General features: G+C 45.3%; 26 protein-coding genes and 1 other annotated feature. All 26 genes read left to right on the plus strand.

The window, feature by feature from the left end:
* The first annotated feature begins 161 nt into the window (after nt 1-161).
* The 26 genes from OB236_RS06035 (at nt 162) to OB236_RS06160 (ending at nt 21,512) form a co-directional block, all read left to right on the plus strand.
* Nucleotides 162-623 (plus strand): CtsR family transcriptional regulator, encoded by a 462-nt coding sequence (locus tag OB236_RS06035; protein ID WP_076237546.1) that lies wholly within the window; start codon nt 162-164, stop codon nt 621-623.
* A gap of 12 nt (nt 624-635) precedes the next feature.
* Nucleotides 636-1,151 (plus strand): UvrB/UvrC motif-containing protein, encoded by a 516-nt coding sequence (locus tag OB236_RS06040; RefSeq protein ID WP_076237545.1) that lies wholly within the window; start codon nt 636-638, stop codon nt 1,149-1,151.
* Nucleotides 1,152-1,185: 34 nt separating this feature from the next.
* A complete protein-coding gene (locus tag OB236_RS06045) occupies nt 1,186-2,247 on the plus strand; it encodes a protein arginine kinase (RefSeq protein ID WP_262683200.1) in 1,062 nt (353 codons plus the stop codon).
* A gap of 69 nt (nt 2,248-2,316) precedes the next feature.
* Nucleotides 2,317-4,740, plus strand: coding sequence for an ATP-dependent protease ATP-binding subunit ClpC (gene clpC, locus OB236_RS06050; RefSeq protein ID WP_076237543.1), 2,424 nt, complete (start codon nt 2,317-2,319; stop codon nt 4,738-4,740).
* Nucleotides 4,741-4,924: 184 nt separating this feature from the next.
* Nucleotides 4,925-6,292 carry a DNA repair protein RadA gene (radA, locus tag OB236_RS06055; RefSeq protein ID WP_262683201.1) on the plus strand — a complete coding sequence of 456 codons (1,368 nt, stop codon included), beginning with the start codon at nt 4,925-4,927 and terminating at the stop codon, nt 6,290-6,292.
* Nucleotides 6,293-6,324: 32 nt separating this feature from the next.
* Nucleotides 6,325-7,404, plus strand: coding sequence for a DNA integrity scanning diadenylate cyclase DisA (gene disA / locus OB236_RS06060; protein WP_076237541.1), 1,080 nt, complete (start codon nt 6,325-6,327; stop codon nt 7,402-7,404).
* A gap of 74 nt (nt 7,405-7,478) precedes the next feature.
* Complete coding sequence (pssA, locus tag OB236_RS06065) at nt 7,479-8,213, plus strand: CDP-diacylglycerol--serine O-phosphatidyltransferase (protein ID WP_076237540.1); 735 nt, start codon at nt 7,479-7,481, stop codon at nt 8,211-8,213.
* A 152-nt stretch (nt 8,214-8,365) separates the two neighbouring features.
* Entirely contained in the window at nt 8,366-9,463 is a 1,098-nt protein-coding gene (locus OB236_RS06070) for a PIN/TRAM domain-containing protein (protein WP_076237539.1), read from the plus strand.
* Nucleotides 9,464-9,576: 113 nt separating this feature from the next.
* On the plus strand, nt 9,577-10,281 hold the full coding sequence (gene ispD / locus OB236_RS06075; protein WP_262683202.1) for a 2-C-methyl-D-erythritol 4-phosphate cytidylyltransferase: 705 nt from the start codon (nt 9,577-9,579) through the stop codon (nt 10,279-10,281).
* A complete protein-coding gene (gene ispF, locus OB236_RS06080; protein ID WP_240421589.1) occupies nt 10,278-10,763 on the plus strand; it encodes a 2-C-methyl-D-erythritol 2,4-cyclodiphosphate synthase in 486 nt (161 codons plus the stop codon). Before ispD ends, ispF begins: the two co-directional genes overlap by 4 nt.
* Before the next feature lie 52 nt (nt 10,764-10,815).
* Nucleotides 10,816-12,273: a glutamate--tRNA ligase gene (gltX, locus tag OB236_RS06085; protein ID WP_262683203.1), complete on the plus strand. Its 1,458-nt coding sequence runs from the start codon at nt 10,816-10,818 to the stop codon at nt 12,271-12,273.
* Nucleotides 12,274-12,338: 65 nt separating this feature from the next.
* Complete coding sequence (locus OB236_RS06090) at nt 12,339-12,707, plus strand: hypothetical protein (protein ID WP_262683204.1); 369 nt, start codon at nt 12,339-12,341, stop codon at nt 12,705-12,707.
* On the plus strand, nt 12,673-13,323 hold the full coding sequence (cysE, locus tag OB236_RS06095) for a serine O-acetyltransferase (protein ID WP_083689852.1): 651 nt from the start codon (nt 12,673-12,675) through the stop codon (nt 13,321-13,323). Before OB236_RS06090 ends, cysE begins: the two co-directional genes overlap by 35 nt.
* Complete coding sequence (cysS, locus tag OB236_RS06100; RefSeq protein ID WP_262683205.1) at nt 13,313-14,710, plus strand: cysteine--tRNA ligase; 1,398 nt, start codon at nt 13,313-13,315, stop codon at nt 14,708-14,710. The genes cysE and cysS overlap by 11 nt, the downstream gene beginning before the upstream one ends.
* Nucleotides 14,710-15,150 (plus strand): Mini-ribonuclease 3, encoded by a 441-nt coding sequence (locus tag OB236_RS06105; protein ID WP_076237531.1) that lies wholly within the window; start codon nt 14,710-14,712, stop codon nt 15,148-15,150. The genes cysS and OB236_RS06105 overlap by 1 nt, the downstream gene beginning before the upstream one ends.
* Nucleotides 15,151-15,197: 47 nt before the next feature.
* Nucleotides 15,198-15,944, plus strand: coding sequence for a 23S rRNA (guanosine(2251)-2'-O)-methyltransferase RlmB (gene rlmB, locus OB236_RS06110; RefSeq protein ID WP_076237529.1), 747 nt, complete (start codon nt 15,198-15,200; stop codon nt 15,942-15,944).
* Nucleotides 15,945-16,472, plus strand: coding sequence for an NYN domain-containing protein (locus OB236_RS06115; RefSeq protein WP_076237527.1), 528 nt, complete (start codon nt 15,945-15,947; stop codon nt 16,470-16,472). It abuts the gene before it with no gap.
* A 126-nt stretch (nt 16,473-16,598) separates the two neighbouring features.
* The gene (gene sigH, locus OB236_RS06120; protein ID WP_076237524.1) at nt 16,599-17,246 is read left to right on the plus strand and encodes an RNA polymerase sporulation sigma factor SigH; all 648 of its coding nucleotides are present in this window, start codon (nt 16,599-16,601) and stop codon (nt 17,244-17,246) included.
* A 198-nt stretch (nt 17,247-17,444) separates the two neighbouring features.
* Nucleotides 17,445-17,594 (plus strand): 50S ribosomal protein L33, encoded by a 150-nt coding sequence (gene rpmG / locus OB236_RS06125; protein WP_028552031.1) that lies wholly within the window; start codon nt 17,445-17,447, stop codon nt 17,592-17,594.
* Between the two features lie 18 nt (nt 17,595-17,612).
* Entirely contained in the window at nt 17,613-17,825 is a 213-nt protein-coding gene (gene secE, locus OB236_RS06130; protein ID WP_076237522.1) for a preprotein translocase subunit SecE, read from the plus strand.
* Between the two features lie 28 nt (nt 17,826-17,853).
* Nucleotides 17,854-18,387 (plus strand): transcription termination/antitermination protein NusG, encoded by a 534-nt coding sequence (nusG, locus tag OB236_RS06135; protein ID WP_076237548.1) that lies wholly within the window; start codon nt 17,854-17,856, stop codon nt 18,385-18,387.
* A 39-nt stretch (nt 18,388-18,426) separates the two neighbouring features.
* Entirely contained in the window at nt 18,427-18,852 is a 426-nt protein-coding gene (gene rplK / locus OB236_RS06140; protein WP_076237519.1) for a 50S ribosomal protein L11, read from the plus strand.
* 53 nt (nt 18,853-18,905) lie between these two features.
* Complete coding sequence (rplA, locus tag OB236_RS06145) at nt 18,906-19,598, plus strand: 50S ribosomal protein L1 (RefSeq protein ID WP_076237517.1); 693 nt, start codon at nt 18,906-18,908, stop codon at nt 19,596-19,598.
* Between the two features lie 45 nt (nt 19,599-19,643).
* Nucleotides 19,644-19,801: a sequence feature (ribosomal protein L10 leader region), on the plus strand.
* A 123-nt stretch (nt 19,802-19,924) separates the two neighbouring features.
* Entirely contained in the window at nt 19,925-20,422 is a 498-nt protein-coding gene (gene rplJ, locus OB236_RS06150; RefSeq protein WP_076237514.1) for a 50S ribosomal protein L10, read from the plus strand.
* Nucleotides 20,423-20,471: 49 nt separating this feature from the next.
* Nucleotides 20,472-20,834 (plus strand): 50S ribosomal protein L7/L12, encoded by a 363-nt coding sequence (gene rplL / locus OB236_RS06155; protein WP_076237511.1) that lies wholly within the window; start codon nt 20,472-20,474, stop codon nt 20,832-20,834.
* An 81-nt stretch (nt 20,835-20,915) separates the two neighbouring features.
* Nucleotides 20,916-21,512: a class I SAM-dependent methyltransferase gene (locus tag OB236_RS06160; RefSeq protein WP_262683206.1), complete on the plus strand. Its 597-nt coding sequence runs from the start codon at nt 20,916-20,918 to the stop codon at nt 21,510-21,512.
* The last annotated feature ends 29 nt before the right edge of the window (nt 21,513-21,541 follow it).

The following is a 21,541-nucleotide window of genomic DNA, read 5'->3' on the forward strand; positions in this document are numbered from 1 at the left end:
AAAAGGCTATTTTTTGTTTTGCACTTATAGAATAAAACAGTCCGAAAAGCGGAAAATAAAATGATGCAGCTCCCAGTTGCAAATTATCAGAAAACTGCTATAATAAAGTCAAAGTCAAAGAAAGTCAAAGTCAATTTACTTCTCGTAAGGAGGTCGAATTGATGCGTAATGTCTCGGAAGTCATCGAGCAATACCTGAAAAGTATTTTGCAGCTAAGCGATGAAGGCGTAGTAGATATACAACGTAACGATTTGGCGGATCAATTTGAATGTGTTCCTTCTCAAATTAATTATGTCATCAGTACCCGGTTTACATTGGAAAAGGGTTATATTGTAGAGAGCAAGCGCGGCGGCGGCGGCTATATCCGTATTCAAAAAATCGAGCTGAACGCTCACGGGTCTGTTCTCGATCTTATTTTCAAAACGATTTGCTCACAGATCGATCAAGGGACCTCAGAGGGCTTGCTATATCAGTTGGAGGAGAGCGGGTATATTACGACAAGAGAAGCAGCGATGATGAGAGCAGCGATCTCTAGAGACGTTCTCCAGCTGAAGCTGCCTCTCCGTGATGAGATCCGAGCCAAGATTTTAAAAGCCATGCTGATTTCCTTGTTGAGCAAATAAGGAGGGATTCCAATGATTTGTCAGGAGTGCGGCAAGAAACAGGCAACACTGCATTTCACCAAAATTCTTAATGGGGAAAAAACGGAGTTTCACATTTGTGAATCATGCGCAAGAGACAAGGGGGAATTAATCCCCGGGACACCGAATGGATTTTCGATTCATAATTTACTCTCAGGGCTGCTGGATTTCGATCCTGCCAGTCAAGGGTTAACCCCTAAAGCTCAGCCAAGCCGTTGTGAGAATTGTGGGTTAACGTACAGCCAGTTCAGCAAAGTAGGCAGATTTGGCTGCAGCTCTTGTTATAAATACTTCGATGAGAAGTTAGATCCTTTATTTAAACGAGTTCACGGTAGTACGGTTCATACCGGAAAGGTTCCTAAACGTTCAGGTGGGTTAATAAAGCATAAGCGGGAAATCGAATGCTTGAAGAAAGAGCTTTTGCATCGAATTGAAAATGAAGAGTTCGAACAAGCAGCTGAACTTCGGGATGAGATTCGCAATTTGGAGAAAAAAGTACTAGAAGGATAAGTTTAGTTCCTTTGAGCAGGCAGGAGGCAAGCTTATGGTAACAAATCGTTTTACGGAACAAGCCTTAAGTGATTGGATGAAGGGTGAAAGCCCCGACTCAGATATCGTAATCAGCAGCAGAGTACGTATTGCCAGGAACCTGCAGTCGCATCCCTTTCCTATGCTTTCGACAAGTGATCAGTCCAAGGAAGTGTTGGACCTGTTAACGGGCCTTCTGCAGAATGAGGAATTGCGAACCATTAGTGATTTCTCGATACTGAACTTGGACGAATTGGATGAGCTTGAGAAGCGAGTACTGGTTGAAAAACATTTGATCAGTCCCGCCTTAGCCAATGAATCGCGTAACGGGGCCGTTATTCTAAGTGACAACGAATCGATCAGCATCATGCTGAATGAAGAAGATCATTTACGAATACAATGCTTGTGTTCTGGGTTCCAGATTCAGGAAGCGTGGGATTTGGCGAATCAGCTGGACGATGTTTTTGAAGAACAGCTGAACTATGCTTTTGATGAAAAACGCGGTTATTTGACCAGTTGTCCGACGAACGTTGGTACTGGAATCAGGGCATCGGTAATGATTCATTTACCTGCTTTAGTGATCACCCAGCAGATTAACCGAATTTTGTCAGCCATTACACAGGTAGGTTTGGCTGTACGTGGTCTGTATGGTGAAGGCAGCGAGGCTTTGGGCAATCTGTTCCAAATTTCCAATCAGATTACTTTAGGTCAATCAGAGAAGGAAATTATCGATAATTTATGTGGGGTAGTCATCCAGCTTATCGAGCATGAACGCGGAGCCAGAGAGAAGCTTCAGCTCGAGATGAAGGCGAAGCTGGTGGATCGCGTGAGTCGATCTTTTGGCATCATGTCTTATGCCGCGATTATGGACTCCAAGGAAGCTGCTCAGCGACTTTCGGATGTTCGGCTTGGTATTGATTTGGGTATTATCAAAAATGTCCCCATGCAAGTCATGAACGAGCTTATGGTCATGACACAGCCAGGCTTTTTGCAGCAGCATGCAGGAGAAAAGTTAAGTTCTGAAGAAAGAGATATACGAAGGGCACAGCTCATTCGGGAGAGGCTCACACCCGAGTAGCGCAGCAATGGGGCGTTATGCTAAGGTGTAAGTAATTTTCTTATTTTATAACAGAAAGGTGTGTTATATATGATGTTTGGAAGATTTACGGAACGTGCGCAGAAAGTACTGTCTTTAGCTCAAGAGGAAGCTGTTCGTTTGGGCCATAATAATATCGGTACGGAGCATATCTTGCTTGGACTTATCCGTGAAGGCGATGGCATAGCGGCCAAAGCACTGATAGCTTTGGGACTTGGCTTGGAGAAGATTCAAGACGAAGTGGAAGCTTTGATAGGCCGGGGTCAAGAGCAGCCGACCAACATTGCATACACACCACGTGCCAAGAAAGTTATAGAGCTGTCCATGGATGAAGCACGCAAGCTTGGTCATACTTATGTTGGAACAGAACATATCCTGCTTGGTCTTATTCGTGAAGGTGAAGGTGTAGCCGCGCGAGTATTGAATAATTTGGGTGTGAGCTTAAATAAAGCGCGTCAGCAAGTTCTGCAATTACTGGGCAGCAGTGAGACTGTAACAACAAGCCATGCCAATACGGTAAATGTAAACACGCCTACGTTGGATGGTTTGGCTCGCGATCTGACTGCTTATGCGAAGGAAGGCCATCTGGATCCGGTTATCGGAAGAAGCAAAGAAATCGAACGTGTTATTCAGGTGTTGAGTCGTAGAACCAAAAACAACCCTGTTCTTATAGGTGAGCCTGGAGTCGGGAAAACAGCGATTGCTGAAGGCTTGGCTCAAAAAATTATTAACAACGAAATTCCGGAAACCCTTCGTGATAAACGTGTTATGACACTCGATATGGGATCTGTAGTAGCAGGTACTAAATACCGTGGTGAATTTGAGGATCGTCTTAAAAAAATCATGGATGAAATTCGTCAAGCGGGCAATATCGTACTGTTCATTGATGAGCTTCATACCTTGATTGGAGCTGGTGGCGCTGAAGGTGCTATCGATGCATCCAACATTCTAAAACCGGCTCTGGCTCGTGGAGAGCTTCAATGCATCGGTGCAACGACGCTGGATGAGTACCGTAAGTACATTGAGAAAGATGCTGCTTTGGAAAGACGGTTCCAGCCTATCACCGTAGATCAGCCTTCACCAGAAGAAGCGATCCAAATTTTGTACGGCTTACGTGACCGCTACGAGGCCCATCACCGTGTGAAAATTACGGATGAAGCAATTGTGCAAGCTGTTCAATTATCGGATAGATACATCCCAGACCGTTTCCTTCCGGATAAAGCAATCGATTTGATGGATGAAGCAGGCTCCAGAGTGAGACTTCGCTCGTACACGGTACCACCGGATTTGAAAAAGCTGGAGAGCAAGCTGGAGGATGTGCGCAAAGAAAAAGATGCTGCCGTACAGAGCCAAGAGTTTGAAAAGGCTGCTTCGCTGCGTGATACCGAGCAAAAAATGCGTGAGGAACTGGATTCCACGAAGAACGAATGGAAAGAAAAGCAAGGAAGTACAGATTCCGAGGTGACTCCTGAGGATATCGCTCAGGTTGTAGCAAGCTGGACGGGTATTCCGGTCCTCAAGCTGGCTGAAGAAGAAACCGAACGCCTGCTCAAAATGGAATCCATTTTACATGATCGTGTCATCGGTCAAGAAGAAGCTGTAAAAGCTGTAAGCCGCGCGATACGTCGTGCGAGAGCAGGACTTAAGGATCCGAAACGTCCGATTGGATCATTCATCTTCCTGGGACCTACAGGTGTAGGTAAAACCGAGCTGGCACGTGCGTTAGCGGAATCGTTGTTTGGTGATGAGAATGCGGTCATTCGGATTGATATGTCCGAGTATATGGAGAAGCATTCGACTTCACGTCTGGTAGGGGCCCCTCCAGGATATGTAGGCTATGAAGAAGGCGGTCAGCTTACCGAGAAAGTACGCCGCAAGCCTTATTCCGTAGTACTGCTGGATGAGATTGAAAAAGCGCATCCTGAAGTATTCAACATTTTACTTCAAGTGTTGGAGGATGGACGTTTAACGGATTCCAAGGGTCGTACAGTCGACTTCCGTAACACGCTGATTATTATGACCTCAAACGTTGGGGCAGATGTAATCAAGAAAAATTCTTCACTTGGGTTCACCGCTAACCAGGATGCAGGTAAAGATTATAGCAACATGAAGGATAAGGTAATGGGCGAGTTGAAGAAAAGCTTCCGTCCTGAATTCCTGAACAGAATCGATGAAACCATCGTATTCCATTCCTTGGATGAGCAGCATATCGGTCAAATTGTGACATTGATGGCAGCTGACCTGAGCAAGCGTCTTAAGGAACAGGATGTTGATTTCATCCTCACCGACAAAGCCAAAGCTTTTCTGGCCAAAGAAGGATACGATCCGACATATGGAGCAAGACCGCTTCGTAGAGCGATCCAAAAACATATTGAAGACCGTCTTTCCGAGGAACTGCTCCGCGGCACGATAGTTAAAGGTAATTCATTGGTAATCGATGAAAAAGATGGAGCGCTGACCGTAGCTCAGTCTTAATAAGACAGATACTTTTTGAACAATGAGTTTATTAAAAAGCGAGAGCATCTTTCCTTCGATACACAGGAGGAAGGGTGCTTTTTTCTTTATCAGAGTAGGGTTTTCATTACTTGTGCAAAATGGTAAACTTTGATGGATACGATTATAATAAAGCTAACAATTGAAATCAGCAGGGAGATTACAGATGGCTAAGCAAAAAACAAAATTCTGCTGCCAGGAATGCGGATACGATTCGCCCAAATGGTTAGGAAAGTGTCCGGGTTGTCAAGCTTGGAATACGTTTGTAGAAGAGATAGAAACCATATCCAAAACACAGATGACACATTCTTCTTTACTCCATACGAAAGAAAAGGCAATATCGATCATAAATATAAAAAGTGGAGAGGAACAGCGCATCCTAACGGGTAATAAAGAGTTGAACCGTGTACTGGGAGGAGGCTTGGTTCCCGGTTCCTTGCTTCTGGTTGGTGGTGACCCTGGTATTGGTAAATCAACGCTGCTGCTGCAAACCTCGCATGATCTGACGCAGGTGGGAAAAAAAGTTCTTTATGTTTCCGGAGAAGAATCGATACGCCAAACCAAGCTTCGTGCTGATCGGTTGAATGCGTCCTCGGAAATGCTGTATGTACTTTGTGAAACGAACCTGGAGCTGATAGAGGAGTCCATTGCAGAGGTTCAACCGGACTTTCTGGTTATCGATTCGATCCAAACGGTATACCATCCGGCTGTAACCTCGGCACCTGGAAGTGTATCCCAAGTTAGAGAATGCACAGGCCATTTTATGCGAATTGCCAAAATCAAAGGTATTGCCACGGTGCTCGTGGGTCATGTTACTAAGGAAGGGGCAATTGCCGGCCCGCGGATGCTCGAACATATGGTCGATTGTGTTCTCTACTTTGAAGGAGAACGGCACCACTCCTATCGGCTTCTCCGTGCGGTGAAAAACCGGTTTGGATCAACGAACGAAATCGGTATTTTTGAGATGCGGGAAACCGGCTTGGTTGAGGTAAGCAATCCGTCGGAGCTATTTTTATCGGAACGGCCGCTTGGGGTCGCCGGCTCTACGGTTGTCGCCAGCATGGAGGGAACGAGACCCGTGCTTGTGGAACTTCAGGCTCTCGTATCGTCAACGAATTTTCCTTCACCGCGGCGGATGGCTACAGGCATCGATCATAATCGTCTCGCTTTAATTATCGCAGTTTTGGAAAAACGTATGGGCATGTTTTTGCAAAATCAGGATGCCTATGTCAATGTTGCCGGTGGCATTAAGCTGGATGAACCTGCTGTTGATTTGGCCATAGCGGTCAGTATCGCCTCCAGTCTCAGAGACCAGCCAACACAACCTTTTGATGTCGTATTTGGCGAAGTCGGGTTAACGGGTGAGGTACGCGGAGTTTCCCGTGTCGATCAGCGAGTCAGGGAAGCTGAGAAGCTTGGTTTTCGCAGAGTAATAGTCCCTGAGAAAAGCCTGAAGGGCTGGACACCGCCCACGGGTATAGAAATCATAGGCGTAAACACAGTATCAGAAGCATTAAAAGCAGCACTAGGATAGATGTTAAAACAGGGCCGGCAGGGAGGAACAACATGAGCAAGGAAGAAGTAAAGAGAGATGTAATGAACCAGCTATTGCAATTAGTTGCGCCAGGCACTGCTTTTAGAGCTGGGCTCGACAATGTGCTTAGTGCCAAGACCGGAGCCTTGATTGTTGTAGGCTACAGTCCGGAAGTGATGGAACTGGTTGACGGCGGTTTTTCGATTAATTGTGATTTTTCTCCCAACTATTTATATGAACTGGCCAAGATGGACGGAGCGATCATTCTTAGTGAAGATGTTAAAATGATTTTGTATGCCAATACCCAGCTGATACCCGACTCCACCATTTCTTCCTCTGAGACGGGGATACGGCATCGTACGGCTGAACGTGTAGCGAAGCAAACCTCCAAGCTTGTGGTATCCATATCACAGAGACGTAACGTAATCACCCTGTATCAAGGAAATCTGCGCTATTCGTTAAAAGATATAGGCGTTATTCTTACCAAAGCTAATCAAGCGATTCAGACGCTGGAAAAATATAAATCGGTGCTTGACCAGGCTCTGACCAACCTGGGCGCCTCTGAATTTGAAGAACTGGTTGCGCTGCATGATGTGACCAATGTTATTCAACGAGTTGAGATGGTGCTGCGAATCAAGGCTGAAATCAAGCGATACATTGTGGAGCTTGGAACCGAAGGAAGACTCATCAGCATGCAGCTTGAAGAGTTAGTAGGTACAATTGAATACGATGCTTATTTGCTGCTCAAGGATTATGTGAAGGATTTGAATGAGGACAAAATCAAGGATTTGACCAACAGCCTCAAACGGTTGGCATCCGAAGAGATGCTTGACCATTATCACGTGGCTCGACTGCTCGGCTATCCAACTGCCAGCAACAGCGCTGAAGAAACCGTTTCCCCAAGGGGCTATCGTGTGCTGCACAAGATTCCTCGGATGCCCTCTACGATCATTCAAAATGTTGTGGAACGGTTTGGACGTCTCCCTCATTTGATGATGGCAACGATCGGCGAATTGGACGAAGTGGAAGGAATTGGAGAGGTTCGGGCAAGGACAATCAAAGAAGGTTTGAAAAGAATCAAGGACCAAGTATTCATTGACAGACACATTTAGCTTGCAAACAATCAGTGGGTGCCTTAATATAGTAAGAAGTATTAGGGTAAAGTAAAACCAGAGGTGGACAAAACATGCTGACAAAATCTCTTCCCAATATTTTCACAATAGGAAATCTATTTTTGGGAATTATCGCGATCATTCTCGTTTTCAATAAGCAACCGGACTTAGCTGCTATTATGGTAATCATTGCCATGCTTCTGGATGGTTTGGATGGACGAGTTGCTCGAGCGTTGAACGTACAAAGTGAATTTGGTAAAGAATTGGATTCCCTATCCGATGTCATTTCGTTTGGTGTAGCACCGGCTTTTATTATGTATGTTGTGGCTTTTACAGAATTGAATGCCGCGACAGCCTGGATTGCAACTGCAGCTTTTCCAATTTGTGGTGCACTTCGTCTGGCACGGTTTAACGTGATTGCGGGTACTCCCGGTTATTTTATCGGCTTGCCGATTCCGGCTGCTGGTGGTGTCTTGTGTACATTGGCGCTCTTTCACAATGAATTAAATACGTTTGTACTCGTCCTGAGTACATTATTGTTATCTTATTTGATGGTAAGTACAGTCAAATACCCTAATTTCAAAAAAATGGGCATTCCCAAGAAAGCGATCTGGATTACACCGGTTGTTGTGATCATCGCTGTTGTTGTTGCCATTCAATTTCCAGGCACGTTATCTAAAATGATTTTTGTACCGCTGCTACTGTATGCGCTGTATGGCTTAAAAAAAAACGCTGAACGACTGTTTACAAAGCGTAAAAGATCACGTAAATCCGGTGATGATGTGAAGCCGGAAACTCCATCTCTTTAAAATAAGTCGAAAATGAAAAGCATTTATTTTCCGTATTCGGAATTTAAATGCTTTTTTTGTTTTTTTTACATAACTGAGGATTAGGCAGCAAGCTTTTGGTTCATAATGTTAACGAACCTGAACGTATGAAAAGGAGCATGGAGGTGACCCTATTGATGAAAAAATGGTTTCAATGTGTTTTTGCCGTTATTGGAGGTCTATTGAGTTTTGAGTGGAGTGCTATCGTTGGTAAACCTTTTTTTGGTATGCTGGATACCGTTTTTGGTATCAAGGAAGTGGCAGGACAAGGCTATTGGATGATGGTTATTGGGGTTTTGCTATTTTATGGGATAGGCGCTTGGGTAGCTGATTATGGATGGAAGCTTTTGCAGCGCGCAGAGAAGTGGATTGGGCATATCCCTATTGCTGATTTGATATCAGGGATACTTGGGCTTGGGGTAGGTTTGCTGCTGACAGTCAACCTGTTGACGCCTTTTGAGCAAGCTGGTTTATTATCTCCATTCTTGCATACGGTATTGACCGCGATGCTGGGCTTTGTAGGATTTCGTCTGGGCTACGCCAAACGTGAGGAATTCATCAGTTTGCTGACCAAAAGTCGTTCTTCCAGAGAACGTGCAGCAGCAGGCGAAGTGAAGGGCTTTGAGGAACATAAAATTTTGGATACCAGTGTCATTATCGACGGCCGCATCGCCGACATTTGCAAAACCGGATTTATTGAGGGGACGCTGGTTATTCCTGAGTTTGTGTTGGAGGAACTGCAGCATATTGCGGATTCATCAGATTTGCTTAAAAGGAACCGCGGTCGCCGTGGGCTGGATATTTTGAATAAAATCCAAAAGGAACTTGATGTGAAGGTGTTGATCTATGAAGGGGATTTCGAAGAGATTTCCGAAGTGGACAGCAAGTTGGTCAAGCTCGCCAAGGTGCTGCAGGGCAAAGTGATCACCAATGATTTTAATTTGAATAAAGTGTGCGAGTTGCAAGGGGTATCGGTTCTCAATATTAATGATTTGGCAAATGCAGTTAAACCGGTTGTGCTACCGGGAGAAGAAATTTTGGTTCAGGTCATTAAGGACGGCAAGGAGCACGGACAAGGGGTTGCTTACCTGGATGACGGTACGATGATCGTTGTGGAAGGTGGACGGGAGTTCATCGGGACAACGCTTGAAGTGATGGTGACCAGTGTGCTGCAGACCTCTGCCGGCCGAATGATTTTTGCCAAACCGAAATTATTGGAAAAAGCACTCTGAAACGTTTATGATAGATGAGTGCGGTACCTTCGAAACCATGTTGGGAACACAATGACACCAGCAGCGTAAGTGTGAGAAGGCGCTAGGATGCAGACGGCAGGTGAATAAGATATATGAGTCAACTGGCGGTTGTTGTTGTGGCTGCGGGTAAAGGTTCGCGAATGCAAACCGTGGAAAGCAAACAGTTTCTGATTTTAGATGGAAAGCCGATTCTTGTACATACATTGAGTCTTTTTCAAAAGATGGAACAGGTTAACTCCATCGTACTCGTAACGGGTGCCGATGATGTAGAGCGCTGTAGGGGCTATATTAAGCAGTATGGGCTATCCAAGGTGCAATCGGTTGTCGCAGGTGGCCAAGAACGGCAGGACTCCGTTTACAAAGGTTTACAGATGCTGACCACGGATACGGAATGGGTATTGGTGCATGATGGTGTCCGGCCTTTTACAGCCATGGAGCATATTATCGCTTGCTGGCATAAAGCAATGGAAACGGGAGCAGCTGTTCTGGCAGTACCCGTTAAGGATACGATTAAAGTAGTTGACACGACGGGAAAGATTCAATCCACGCCTGATCGTCGAAGCTTGTGGGCTATTCAAACCCCACAGGCTTTTCGCTTTTCATTGCTGCTGGAAGCTTATGAGCAGGCAAAGAAGACAGGATTTATCGGTACGGATGATGCCATGCTTGTTGAACAATTGGGCATAAGCGTTCAGGTTGTAGAAGCGGACTATTACAATATTAAAATCACAACGCCGGAGGACCTACCTTGGGCCAATTGGATTATCCATAATGTTAGGGGAGAGAAGCAATCATGATTCGAGTAGGACAAGGCTTTGACGTACACCAGCTGGTGGAAGGGCGTAAATGTATAATCGGTGGAATTGAAATTCCTTATGAAAAAGGGCTGCTCGGTCACTCGGATGCGGATGTATTGCTGCATACGATCAGCGATGCGATACTTGGAGCGCTTGGCATGGGAGATATCGGCAAGCATTTTCCGGATACGGATGAGGCGTTCAAGGATGCCGATAGCTACCAGCTATTGGTGCAGGTATGGCAGTTGGCCAAAGAGGCGGGCTATAAGCTGGGAAATATCGATTCAACGATCATTGCCCAGAAACCCAAGATGGCTCCCTATATTCCGGCGATGGTGGAACGTATTGCTCAAGCACTGGAAGCGGAGCCCTCACAGGTCAATGTCAAAGCAACCACTACTGAACAGTTGGGTTTTACAGGCCGCGGTGAAGGAATTGCTTCACAATCGGTTGTTTGTCTAATAAGAAATGTGCTATCATAACAACTATTATTATTTGGCTAACGGTTTTTAATACAGGAGAGGAGCCATTATGATGTCAGATCATTTGCGTGTAAGATATGCGCCAAGTCCAACCGGTCAATTACATATCGGTGGAGCGCGAACAGCATTATTTAATTATTTGATGGCTCGTAAAGATGGCGGACAATTTATTATTCGCTTCGAGGATACCGATCAAAGCCGACATATTGAGTCCGGAGTCAGCAATCAACTGGATGGATTAAAGTGGCTTGGTTTGGATTGGGATGAGAGTCTCGACATTGGTGGCGAGTACGGACCTTACCGTCAAATGGAGCGTCTGGATTTGTACAAGCCTTTCGTGGAGCAGCTTCTTGCTGGCGGACATGCCTATCCCTGCTATTGTTCCGAGGAGGAGCTGGAGCAGGAGCGTGCCGAGCAGGAAGCAAGAGGGGAAATGCCGCGTTACTCAGGAAAGGGCCGTTATTTAACTGCGGAACAAATTGCAGCCTATGACGCTGAAGGACGTAAGCCGTCGATACGGTTCCGTGTTCCCGAGGGCCGTCTGATCGCTTTTAAGGATCGGATTCGTGAGCATGTGGAATTTGAATCCGATGGGATTGGTGACTTCATCATTGTACGCGCGGACGGAATCCCGACCTACAATTTTGCTGTTATTCTGGATGATCATTTGATGAAAATTAACCTTGTTATTCGCGGCGAGGAGCACTTGTCGAATACGCCAAGACAGATCCTGATGTATGAAGCACTGGGATTGCCGATTCCGGAATTTGCCCATCTGTCGATCATATTAAATCCGGACCGTAAGAAAATGAGCAAGCGTGATGAGTCGATCGTCCAGTTTATTGGCCAATACCGGGATTTGGGTTATTTGCCTGAAGCGGTGCTGAACTTTATTACTTTACTCGGATGGTCTCCAGTAGGCGAAGAAGAGATTTTTACCAAAGAAGAAATTATAGCTCAATTCGATCTAAGCCGTGTGTCCAAAAGCCCAGCTGTATTTGATATGGACAAGTTGAATTGGATGAACAACCATTATATGAAAAAAACGGAGCTGTCTCGTGTCGTTGCGCTTTCGCTGCCGCATTTGCAAAATGCCGAACTGGTTCCGCAGACATTGAACTCCGAGCAGGAAGATTGGATTAACAAGCTTGTAGGCTTGAATCAAGACCGTATGCAGTACGCTGGGGAGATCGTCCAGCTGAGCCAAATCTTTTTTCAGGAAGATGTTTCCTATGAGGAAGAAGAAGCAAAGGCCATCTTGGCTGAAGAATATGCACCGATTGTCATTCGCGGGTTCCTGGACGAAGTGGAACGTGCTGAAGCCTTTGAAGCTGAGCTTATTCCAGCTATGCTGAAAGCTGTTCAGAAGGCCACAGGCTATAAAGGCAAGCCGCTTTTTATGTCGATTCGTGTTGCCTTAACAGGTCAAACGCATGGACCAGACCTCAATATGACCGTGTTTTTGCTGGGAAAAGAGAAGGTTGCAGCACGGTTGAACAAATTATTGTAAACCGAATGCTTTTTCGTTATACTAATCCTAATATAACAATCGTGGCGTAGATCAGGAGAGTACAATTGAGTAAGGGTTTTACAGAGAGGACAACCGCGGCTATACAGCCCGAGCTGAAAGCTGTCCATATCCTTTCGTTGGAAATGCACCTGGGAGCCGTATTGACGAGCTGCTTCAGATGGATGCCTGTAATGAGCATAGCTGAAGTCAAGGTAGTCTTACCGTACCTGTTCACGTTACGAACAGTTGAGATGGATAGGATTATGCTGTCCAAGCAGAGTGGAACCGCGACTTTTTCGCCTCTGCAGCCTTTATGGCTGTGGGGGCTTTTCTATGTGTACAGCTTGTTGGTCAGCCTACGACAAGAAGGAAAGCAGGTGGAATGGCTTGTTGAAGTTCATGCAAGAAGATATCTCGACGATATTCGAAAATGACCCGGCGGCTCGCAGCTGGTTTGAAGTGGTCTTTACTTATTCAGGTCTGCATGCGCTATGGGCGCATCGTGTGGCACACCATCTGTACAAAAACCATTGGTATACAATAGCCAGAGTGATATCCCAATGGAGCCGTTTCATGACCGGAATTGAGATTCATCCGGGAGCTGTTATTGGTCGCCGTTTTTTCATCGATCACGGTATGGGGGTAATTATCGGAGAGACATGTGAGATTGGCGATGATGTCGTGCTCTATCAAGGGGTAACCCTTGGAGGCACCGGTAAGGAAAAGGGAAAACGTCACCCGACGATCGGCAGTAACGTAGTAATTGCCTCCGGAGCCAAGGTACTGGGCTCTTTTCTTGTAGGCGATAATTCACGCATTGGGTCCAATGCGGTTGTACTCAGTGAGGTGCCGCCCAATAGTACAGTTGTAGGTATACCTGGACGAATCGTGAAGCGGGATGGGGTTCGTGTGGGACGGTTGGATCATAATAATTTGCCCGATCCGGTTATCGATATGTTTCGACAACTGCAGCAGCAGATTGATGATTTGAAATTGGAAGTAGAGACTATCAAACAGACAAGTGGAGGTAGCCAGGATCATGGTGCTTAAAATTTATAATACACTAACAAGAGCAAAGGATGAATTTCAGCCTCTCGAGTCTGGAAAAGTGAAAATGTACGTATGTGGTCCGACCGTATATGATTACATCCATATAGGGAATGCGCGTCCGATGGTGTTCTTTGATGTCGTTCGGAGATATTTGGAATCCATCAACTATGAAGTCAATTATGTTGTTAATTTTACCGATGTGGACGATAAGCTGATTAAAAAAGCGGCGCAAATGGAATTATCCGTCCCTGAAGTGGCGGATATGTTTATTCAAAAGTTTTATGAGGACACGGAAGGCTTAGGCATCCGCAGAGCCACATTAAACCCACGTGTAACCGAGAATATTGACGAAATCATCGCATTCATTGAGGGTCTTTTTGAAAAAGACTTCGCTTATGAGCGCGGTGGTGATGTGTATTTCCGTACAACGCAGTTCATAGAATACGGCAAGCTGTCGCATCAAAATCTGGACGAATTGCAATTCGGCATCCGTGTAGAGGTTGACGATCGTAAGGAAAACCCACAGGATTTTGTACTATGGAAGGCTGCTAAGCCAGACGAAATCTCATGGGACAGTCCATGGGGCCAAGGACGACCTGGCTGGCATATCGAGTGCTCCGCGATGGTTCGCAAATATTTAGGTGATACGATCGACATCCACGGGGGAGGGCAGGATCTGCAGTTCCCTCATCATGAATGTGAAATTGCGCAATCTGAATGCTTGACCGGCCACCCTATGGCTAACTACTGGATGCATAATGGGTATATTAATATTGATAATGAAAAAATGTCGAAATCACTCGGTAACGGTGTCAATGTCCATCAGCTGTTACAAACGATCAGCCCGCAAACCTTACGTTACTTCATGCTGTCGGTGCATTATCGCAACCCGCTGAACTTCAGTGAAGAGACCATTGAGCAAGCCAACAATGGATTGGCGCGAATCGAGAATTGTCTGGCCAATATTAAGCATCGTCTGTCTACGGCTGCTGAAGGAGAGGTTGCCGAAGAAATCCTACACGCGGTTGCTGAAGTACAGCGACAATTTGAATTGAAAATGAATGATGACTTTAATACACCAGATGCGATTACGGCTGTATTTGAACTGGTTAGTGCAGCGAATCCATATCTACAGCAGGCGGAAGTGACACGCAGCTCGCTGCAGCTGCTGCTGGAGCGTTTTGAAACGATGGATAAAGTATTGGGAATATTAGCCCAACCAGCGGAGCAGCTGCTGGATCAGGAAATCGAACAATTGATTATTGATCGCACGGAAGCACGCAAGTCGAAGAACTGGGCGCGTGCGGATGAAATCCGCGATCTGTTGACGGAAAAGGGGATCACACTGGAGGATACGGCACAAGGTATTCGTTGGCGGAGGAAATAATGAGCCAAGAACCCTTTGTTATGGAGACTGACTTATTCTGCTTTCCTCCCGCCAAAGAACCGAAGCTGCTCGGTCCGATCGTACTCGCCTATATCGGGGACGCGATCTATGAGGTATTTATTCGACAATACGTCATTTCAATGGCCAATCAACGTCCGAATCACCTGCATCGTCTGTCTACACAATATGTTTCGGCGAAGGCGCAGGCCAAAAATCTGCAGCGTCTCATGCCGATACTGAGCGAAGAGGAAGCGGATATCGTCAAGCGTGGACGTAATGCCAAGTCAGGGACATCAGCGAAAAATGCAGATATATTGGAATATCGCCACAGTACAGCATTCGAATGCTTGCTTGGCTACTTATATTACACGAAGCAGTTGGAAAGGCTTCAATACATCATGATGCAAACACTTGAACCCTATCAGCAGGACGCAAAATGACTATGGCATTCAGGTAAGCCAGGTTTTGCATAAAGGAGAGAACGAGCATGGAGGAAGAAGAGTATATTGCCGGCAAGCATTCGGTGCTTGAGGCTTTGCGTTCAGGACGAACGATTAATAAAATATGGATCGCTGAGGGCGCTCAGAAGCAATTGACTCAGCCGATCGTAACTGAGGCCAAACAGAAGGGAATCATCGTCCAATTTGTGGACAAGCGCAAGCTTGATCAGATGGTCGAAGAGGTGCCGCATCAAGGTGTTGTCGCTCAGGTTGCCGCTTATGCTTATGTGGAGATTGAGGATATTCTGGAATTTGCCAAAAGTCGCAATGAAGAGCCATTTATCCTTATATTAGACGAGATTGAGGACCCGCATAATTTGGGTTCGATTCTTCGATCTGCTGACTGTACGGGGGTGCATGGGGTTATCATTCCCAAGCGCAGAGCGGTAGGTTTGACGGCTGCTGTATCCAAAACCTCGGCGGGAGCTGTGGAGTACGTTCGAGTGGCGCGTGTTACGAATTTGGCGCAAACGATCGAGCAATTAAAAGAACGTGGCGTATGGGTAGCGGGTACGGATGTTGCTGCCAATCAACCCATTTATCAGACCAATCTGACCATTCCGCTCGCTATCGTCATAGGTAATGAGAATAAAGGCGTAGGCAGATTAATCAAAGAAAAATGTGATTTCCTGCTCAAGCTTCCCATGTTCGGACATGTCAATTCGTTGAATGCCTCCGTGGCCGCATCCGTCTTTATGTACGAGGTAGTCCGTCAGCGGCTTGCTGTGAAATAGATGGTAGCTCCGGCATTCAAGGAGTTTCTCATTGTGGACGGATACAACATTATTGGCGACTGGCCCGAGCTGCAGAAGCTTAAGGATATCAGCCTGGAGGATGCGCGTGACCGATTAATCGAGCTGCTCGCTGAATATCAATCCTTTTCCGGTATCAAAGTACTGCTGGTGTTCGACGCCTACTATGTGCCCGGCCTGGGTGGCAAGTATGAGCACAGCAAGCTGCGAATTTATTATACGAAGGAAAAGGAGACGGCGGATGAACTGATTGAACGCCTGGTTACTGAGCATGTGGGGCGGCGCAAGCAGATCTATGTGGCCACCTCTGATATGACCGAGCAGAATGTGATTTTTGGAAAAGGAGCATTTCGTATTCCGGCCAGTGAGCTTCTGGTGAAGGTCAAGCATGCCAAGCGGGAAATCGATAACAAAATCGAGCAGGACACGTCACGAAGGCGAAATACATTTGACAGCAAGCTAAGCAGCGAGATGAAAGATCTCTTTGAAAAATGGCGCAGAGGCCGATGACGATAGAATGAATAAAGCCCATGCTATCGTGAATTCGGTTGACGATAATAGATTACATAATGTATACTTATCCTATCTTTTAGGATCAAGTAGATTATGAGTCTTGCCTAGGCCGGAGGGATTATTTTGAGTGTCGACCTCAAAGAATTGAGAATGTGCGAATACGACCTCAAGGCAGATGAAGACATTGTCGAAGCGGTCCGCGAAGGGGATAGCGACGCATTGGAGTACTTGATTAACAAGTATAAAAACTTCGTTCGCGCCAAAGCACGCTCCTATTTTCTAATAGGTGCCGACAGGGAAGATATCGTGCAAGAAGGTATGATAGGTTTATATAAATCCATACGTGACTTTCGTGGAGACAAGCTCGCCTCCTTCAAAGCCTTTGCTGAACTTTGCATCACCCGTCAAATCATTACGGCGATCAAAACCGCAACCCGCCAGAAGCATATTCCTCTCAACTCCTATGTTTCGCTCGATAAACCGATTTATGATGAAGACTCCGATCGAACCCTGCTTGATGTCATCTGCGGATCACGTGTGACCGATCCTGAGGAATTGATTATTAACCAAGAAGAATTCAGCGGGTTGGAAGATAAAATGGGTGAAATCTTAAGCGATCTGGAACGCAGAGTGCTGATGCTATATTTAGACGGCCGTTCCTATCAGGAAATTGCAGTAGATCTGGATCGTCATGTGAAGTCGATTGATAATGCTTTGCAGCGTGTCAAACGAAAGCTGGAACGGTATTTGGAAGTTAGAGATGCAAGGTAAAGCGCCTGTTGATGATACGGTGCTTTATTTTTTTTGCTAGTTTAGTTTCCCAATTCTTCGTATATACTGGTAAATAGGTTTTCCTTGACATGAAAATAGCGCTATGCTAAAGTAATCAGGTAGCCTTAAAACTGGTAGGCTTTTTTTGCTCTTTTTAAGGATTCAAATATGAGGCTGGGACCGTAGGAGGTGTACATCATGCGGGTAATTATTACGTTAGCGTGCACGAACTGCAAGCAAAGGAACTATACGTCCAACAAAAATAAGCGCAACAACCCGGACCGCATGGAGTTGAAGAAGTTTTGTAAGTTTTGCAATGAACATACTGCTCATCGCGAAACTAGGTAGTTTCTTGGAGGTGTAGTTTTGTCATTTCTGGTTCGAATGAAGCGAAGCTTCGGTAACACATTTTCTTTTTTCGCGGACAGTTGGGCCGAATTGAAAAAAGTAAAATGGCCAAATCGTAAAGAGTTGATCAGCTACACGCTGGTTGTTCTGTTTACAGTTGCTTTTGTCACTGTTTATTTCTATGTGCTGGATTTGGGTATTTCTGAGCTGCTACGCCTTATTTTTAAATAAGCGGGAGTTATAGGTGGCGATTATGGAAATGGAAAAAAGATGGTACGTTGTACATACCTATTCCGGGTATGAAAACAAGGTCAAAGCAAACTTGGAAAAACGCGTAGAGTCTATGGATATGACAGACAAAATTTTCCGCGTTTTGGTTCCGATGGAAGAAGAGATTGTAAACAAGGACGGCAAGAAGAAAACGGTTATGCGTAAAGTATATCCGGGTTACGTGCTGGTTGAAATGGTTCAGACGGATGATTCGTGGTATGTCGTGCGTAATACGCCGGGTGTCACGGGCTTTGTCGGATCGACGGGATCAGGCTCGAAACCAACTGCTTTGCTTCCTGAAGAAGTGGAGGCCATTCTTAAGCATATGGGCATGGAAGAGCCTAAGCCTAAGATTGACTTCGAATTGAAGGAAACCGTGCGTGTCAAAGAAGGTCCTTTTGCTAATTTTGTTGGATCCATTGAAGAAATTCTGGTCGACAAAAGCAAGCTGAAGGTACATGTCAACATGTTCGGAAGAGAAACGCCTTTGGAGCTTGACTACCATCAGGTAGAGAAGATTTAAAGGGTAATATCGTATACTAGCGCAAGGAGGTGTAACACAATGGCAAAAAAGGTTATTAAAATTGTTAAATTGCAAGTTAGTGCCGCTAAAGCGAATCCGGCTCCACCAATCGGTCCGGCTCTGGGTCAAGCAGGTGTTAACATCATGGCTTTTTGTAAGGAGTTTAACGCTCGTACTGCCGATCAAGCGGGTTTGATTATTCCTGTTGAAATCACAGTTTTCGAGGATCGTTCCTTTACATTCATCTGCAAAACGCCACCGGCTGCTGTATTGCTGCGCGTTGCTGCTGGAATTCCTAAAGGCTCCGGTGAACCGAACAAGAAGAAAGTTGCAACTGTAACAAGTGCGACAATCCGTGAAATTGCTGAACAAAAAATGCCTGACCTTAACGCTGCATCTGTTGAAGCTGCAATGCGTATGGTTGAAGGTACTGCACGTAGCATGGGCGTAGTTATCAAAGACTAGTTCCATGCACAGTGGGAGGAAATTCCGCTAATACCACATAGGAGGATAACCAAATGGCTAAAGTTAGTAAAAAGTATGCAGAAGCAGTTAAACTGTTTGATGCAGAAGCTTTGTATGAAGCTAAAGAAGCAATTGAGCTTGTTAAAAAAGCGGCAACTGCCAAATTTGATGAAACTGTAGAAGTTGCAGTTCGTCTGGGTGTAGACCCAAGAAAGCAAGACCAAGCTGTTCGTGGCGTTGTTGTATTGCCTCACGGTACTGGTAAAACTAAACGTGTTCTTGTATTTGCCAAAGGTGATAAAGTAAGAGAAGCGGAAGCGGCTGGTGCTGATTTCGTTGGCGATCAAGACATGATTAACAAAATCCAACAAGGTTGGTTTGATTTTGATGTGTGCGTAGCAACTCCCGACATGATGAGTGAAGTGGGTAAGTTGGGTCGTATCTTGGGTGGTAAAGGTTTGATGCCTAACCCTAAAGCTGGTACCGTTACATTTGATGTAGCGAAAGCAGTTCAGGAGATTAAAGCAGGTAAAATCGAATACCGTTTGGATAAAGCCGGACAAATTCATGCTCCAATTGGCAAAGTTTCCTTTGATGACGAGAAGTTGGCTGAAAACTTCCGCGCATTGATCGACGCTTTGGTTAGAGCGAAGCCTGCTGCTGCTAAGGGTATCTACCTTAGAAACATCGCAGTTTCCTCAACAATGGGTCCTGCAGCTCGCGTAAACACACAAACATATAGATAAGTTGGATTGACTTTTTAGTAAGGTCATGATAACCTATTCTAGCTGATAATCGAATATGACTTACCGTAGACAGCAGGTGCTCGTTTAGAGCTTAATGTCCTGCCGAGGTGTTATGATATAGAATCGGGTTTCTTTGTTCGACCAAAGATAACGTGAATCATCATGCCTTCGCAGCGTCTGCGGAGGCATCTTTACTTTTACGGATGCCTTCGTTTACGTGCTGAGTTCAGCTTTAAGATTATGCTTACGAAGATAACTTTCTTACGAAAGTTAAGATTATGCTTACGAAGAAAGCATCTTTACAGATGCTCTTAGGAGGTGCAAAAATGGCAAACACGAAAACAATTGAATTAAAAGCCGAGAAAGTGAATGTAGTAGCTGAGAAATTAAAAGGCAGCTCTTGCACAATCGTAACGGATTACCGTGGATTGAACGTATCTCAAGTTACCGAACTTCGCAAACAATTGCGTGAGGCTGGTATTGAATTTCAAGTACTGAAGAACTCTTTGGCTAGACGCGCAACTGCAAGTGCTGACCTATCTGCACTGGATGAATTTTTGACCGGTCCTACGGCAATTGCATTCAGCAAAGATGACATCGTTTCTCCTGCCAAAATCTTAACGGATTTTGCTAAAAAGAACGACAAGCTTAGCGTTAAAGCAGGCGTTGTTGAAGGTAAAGTTGTTGGCTTTGATCAAATCAAAGCATTGGCGGATCTGCCTTCCAGAGAAGGTATGCTCTCCATGTTGCTTAGCGTTCTACAAGCTCCTGTTCGCAACTTCGCTCTTGCAGTTAAAGCTGTTGCAGAAAAGCAAGAAGCTTAATTTAAGAATAATAAATATTTCATAAAACAATTAACGGAGGTATACACAAATGAGTAAGGAAACAATCTTGGAAGAAATTAAAGCAATGACTATTTTGGAATTGAACGATCTTGTAAAAGCGATCGAGGAAGAATTCGGCGTTACTGCAGCAGCTCCAGTTGCTGTTGGCGGCGGCGCAGCAGTAGCTGAAGTTGCTGAACAAACAGAATTTGACGTAATTTTGACAGGCGCTGGCGCTTCCAAAATCAACGTTATCAAAATCGTTCGTGAAATCACTGGTCTTGGCTTGAAAGAAGCTAAAGACGTGGTTGACGGCGCTCCAAAACCAATCAAAGAAAAAGTGGGCAAAGAAGAAGCAGAAGCTGTTAAAGCGAAACTTGAAGGCGCTGGCGCAACTGTAGAAGTTAAGTAATTTTTTGTCTTAAAACCCCTTGAAGTTTTTCTTCAAGGGGTTTTCCATTTCTATATAACTGATTTCGAAGAGGTGAAATTAGTGTCTGAGCATTACTATTCGCAAAAGCCGACAGCGGCACATGATCTCCACCAAATCCAGGAGACATTGCGCGGCCGTACCTATACATTTGTGACGGATGCAGGCGTTTTTTCTAAAAAAGGCGTAGATTATGGCTCTAAGGTACTGATCGAAAGTTTGCAAATTTCTGAACGCAGCGAGGTTCTTGATGTAGGCTGTGGCTATGGTCCGATGGGGATTGCGGCAGCAGGGTTGGCCATTCATGGAACAGTCACCATGGTTGATATAAATGAAAGAGCCGTGGAGCTTGCGCGAATGAATGCCGAACGCAATCGAGTGACGAATGTCGAAATTATGCAGAGTGATAAGCTGGATGCTGTCATTAATCGCACCTTTGATGTTGTCATTACGAACCCGCCTATTCGGGCAGGCAAGGAGACCGTCCATCAGATTTTTGAGCAAGCGCATCAAGTGCTGAGAGATGGAGGCAGTCTTTGGATTGTGATTCAAAAAAAGCAGGGGGCTCCATCTGCCTTTGCAAAGCTGGAAAGTTTATTTGCACAAGTGCAGGAGATGGGCAAGGATAAAGGGTATCGAATCATCAAAGCGCAAAAGTAAATGCATATTTTTCACAAATATTATTGACT

The organism is Paenibacillus baimaensis, from assembly GCF_025567575.1.

Coding starts and splice junctions, on each gene's coding strand:
- cysE (WP_083689852.1), top strand. CDS start 12,673: ATGCAAGAAGATATCTCGACGATATTCGAAAATGACCCGGCGGCTCGC.
- ispD (WP_262683202.1), top strand. CDS start 9,577: ATGAGTCAACTGGCGGTTGTTGTTGTGGCTGCGGGTAAAGGTTCGCGA.
- rplK (WP_076237519.1), top strand. CDS start 18,427: ATGGCAAAAAAGGTTATTAAAATTGTTAAATTGCAAGTTAGTGCCGCT.
- rplA (WP_076237517.1), top strand. CDS start 18,906: ATGGCTAAAGTTAGTAAAAAGTATGCAGAAGCAGTTAAACTGTTTGAT.
- pssA (WP_076237540.1), top strand. CDS start 7,479: ATGCTGACAAAATCTCTTCCCAATATTTTCACAATAGGAAATCTATTT.
- OB236_RS06105 (WP_076237531.1), top strand. CDS start 14,710: ATGAGCCAAGAACCCTTTGTTATGGAGACTGACTTATTCTGCTTTCCT.
- rlmB (WP_076237529.1), top strand. CDS start 15,198: ATGGAGGAAGAAGAGTATATTGCCGGCAAGCATTCGGTGCTTGAGGCT.
- radA (WP_262683201.1), top strand. CDS start 4,925: ATGGCTAAGCAAAAAACAAAATTCTGCTGCCAGGAATGCGGATACGAT.
- OB236_RS06045 (WP_262683200.1), top strand. CDS start 1,186: ATGGTAACAAATCGTTTTACGGAACAAGCCTTAAGTGATTGGATGAAG.
- cysS (WP_262683205.1), top strand. CDS start 13,313: ATGGTGCTTAAAATTTATAATACACTAACAAGAGCAAAGGATGAATTT.
- OB236_RS06115 (WP_076237527.1), top strand. CDS start 15,945: ATGGTAGCTCCGGCATTCAAGGAGTTTCTCATTGTGGACGGATACAAC.
- disA (WP_076237541.1), top strand. CDS start 6,325: ATGAGCAAGGAAGAAGTAAAGAGAGATGTAATGAACCAGCTATTGCAA.
- rplL (WP_076237511.1), top strand. CDS start 20,472: ATGAGTAAGGAAACAATCTTGGAAGAAATTAAAGCAATGACTATTTTG.
- OB236_RS06035 (WP_076237546.1), top strand. CDS start 162: ATGCGTAATGTCTCGGAAGTCATCGAGCAATACCTGAAAAGTATTTTG.
- clpC (WP_076237543.1), top strand. CDS start 2,317: ATGATGTTTGGAAGATTTACGGAACGTGCGCAGAAAGTACTGTCTTTA.
- nusG (WP_076237548.1), top strand. CDS start 17,854: ATGGAAAAAAGATGGTACGTTGTACATACCTATTCCGGGTATGAAAAC.
- rplJ (WP_076237514.1), top strand. CDS start 19,925: ATGGCAAACACGAAAACAATTGAATTAAAAGCCGAGAAAGTGAATGTA.
- rpmG (WP_028552031.1), top strand. CDS start 17,445: ATGCGGGTAATTATTACGTTAGCGTGCACGAACTGCAAGCAAAGGAAC.
- ispF (WP_240421589.1), top strand. CDS start 10,278: ATGATTCGAGTAGGACAAGGCTTTGACGTACACCAGCTGGTGGAAGGG.
- OB236_RS06040 (WP_076237545.1), top strand. CDS start 636: ATGATTTGTCAGGAGTGCGGCAAGAAACAGGCAACACTGCATTTCACC.
- gltX (WP_262683203.1), top strand. CDS start 10,816: ATGTCAGATCATTTGCGTGTAAGATATGCGCCAAGTCCAACCGGTCAA.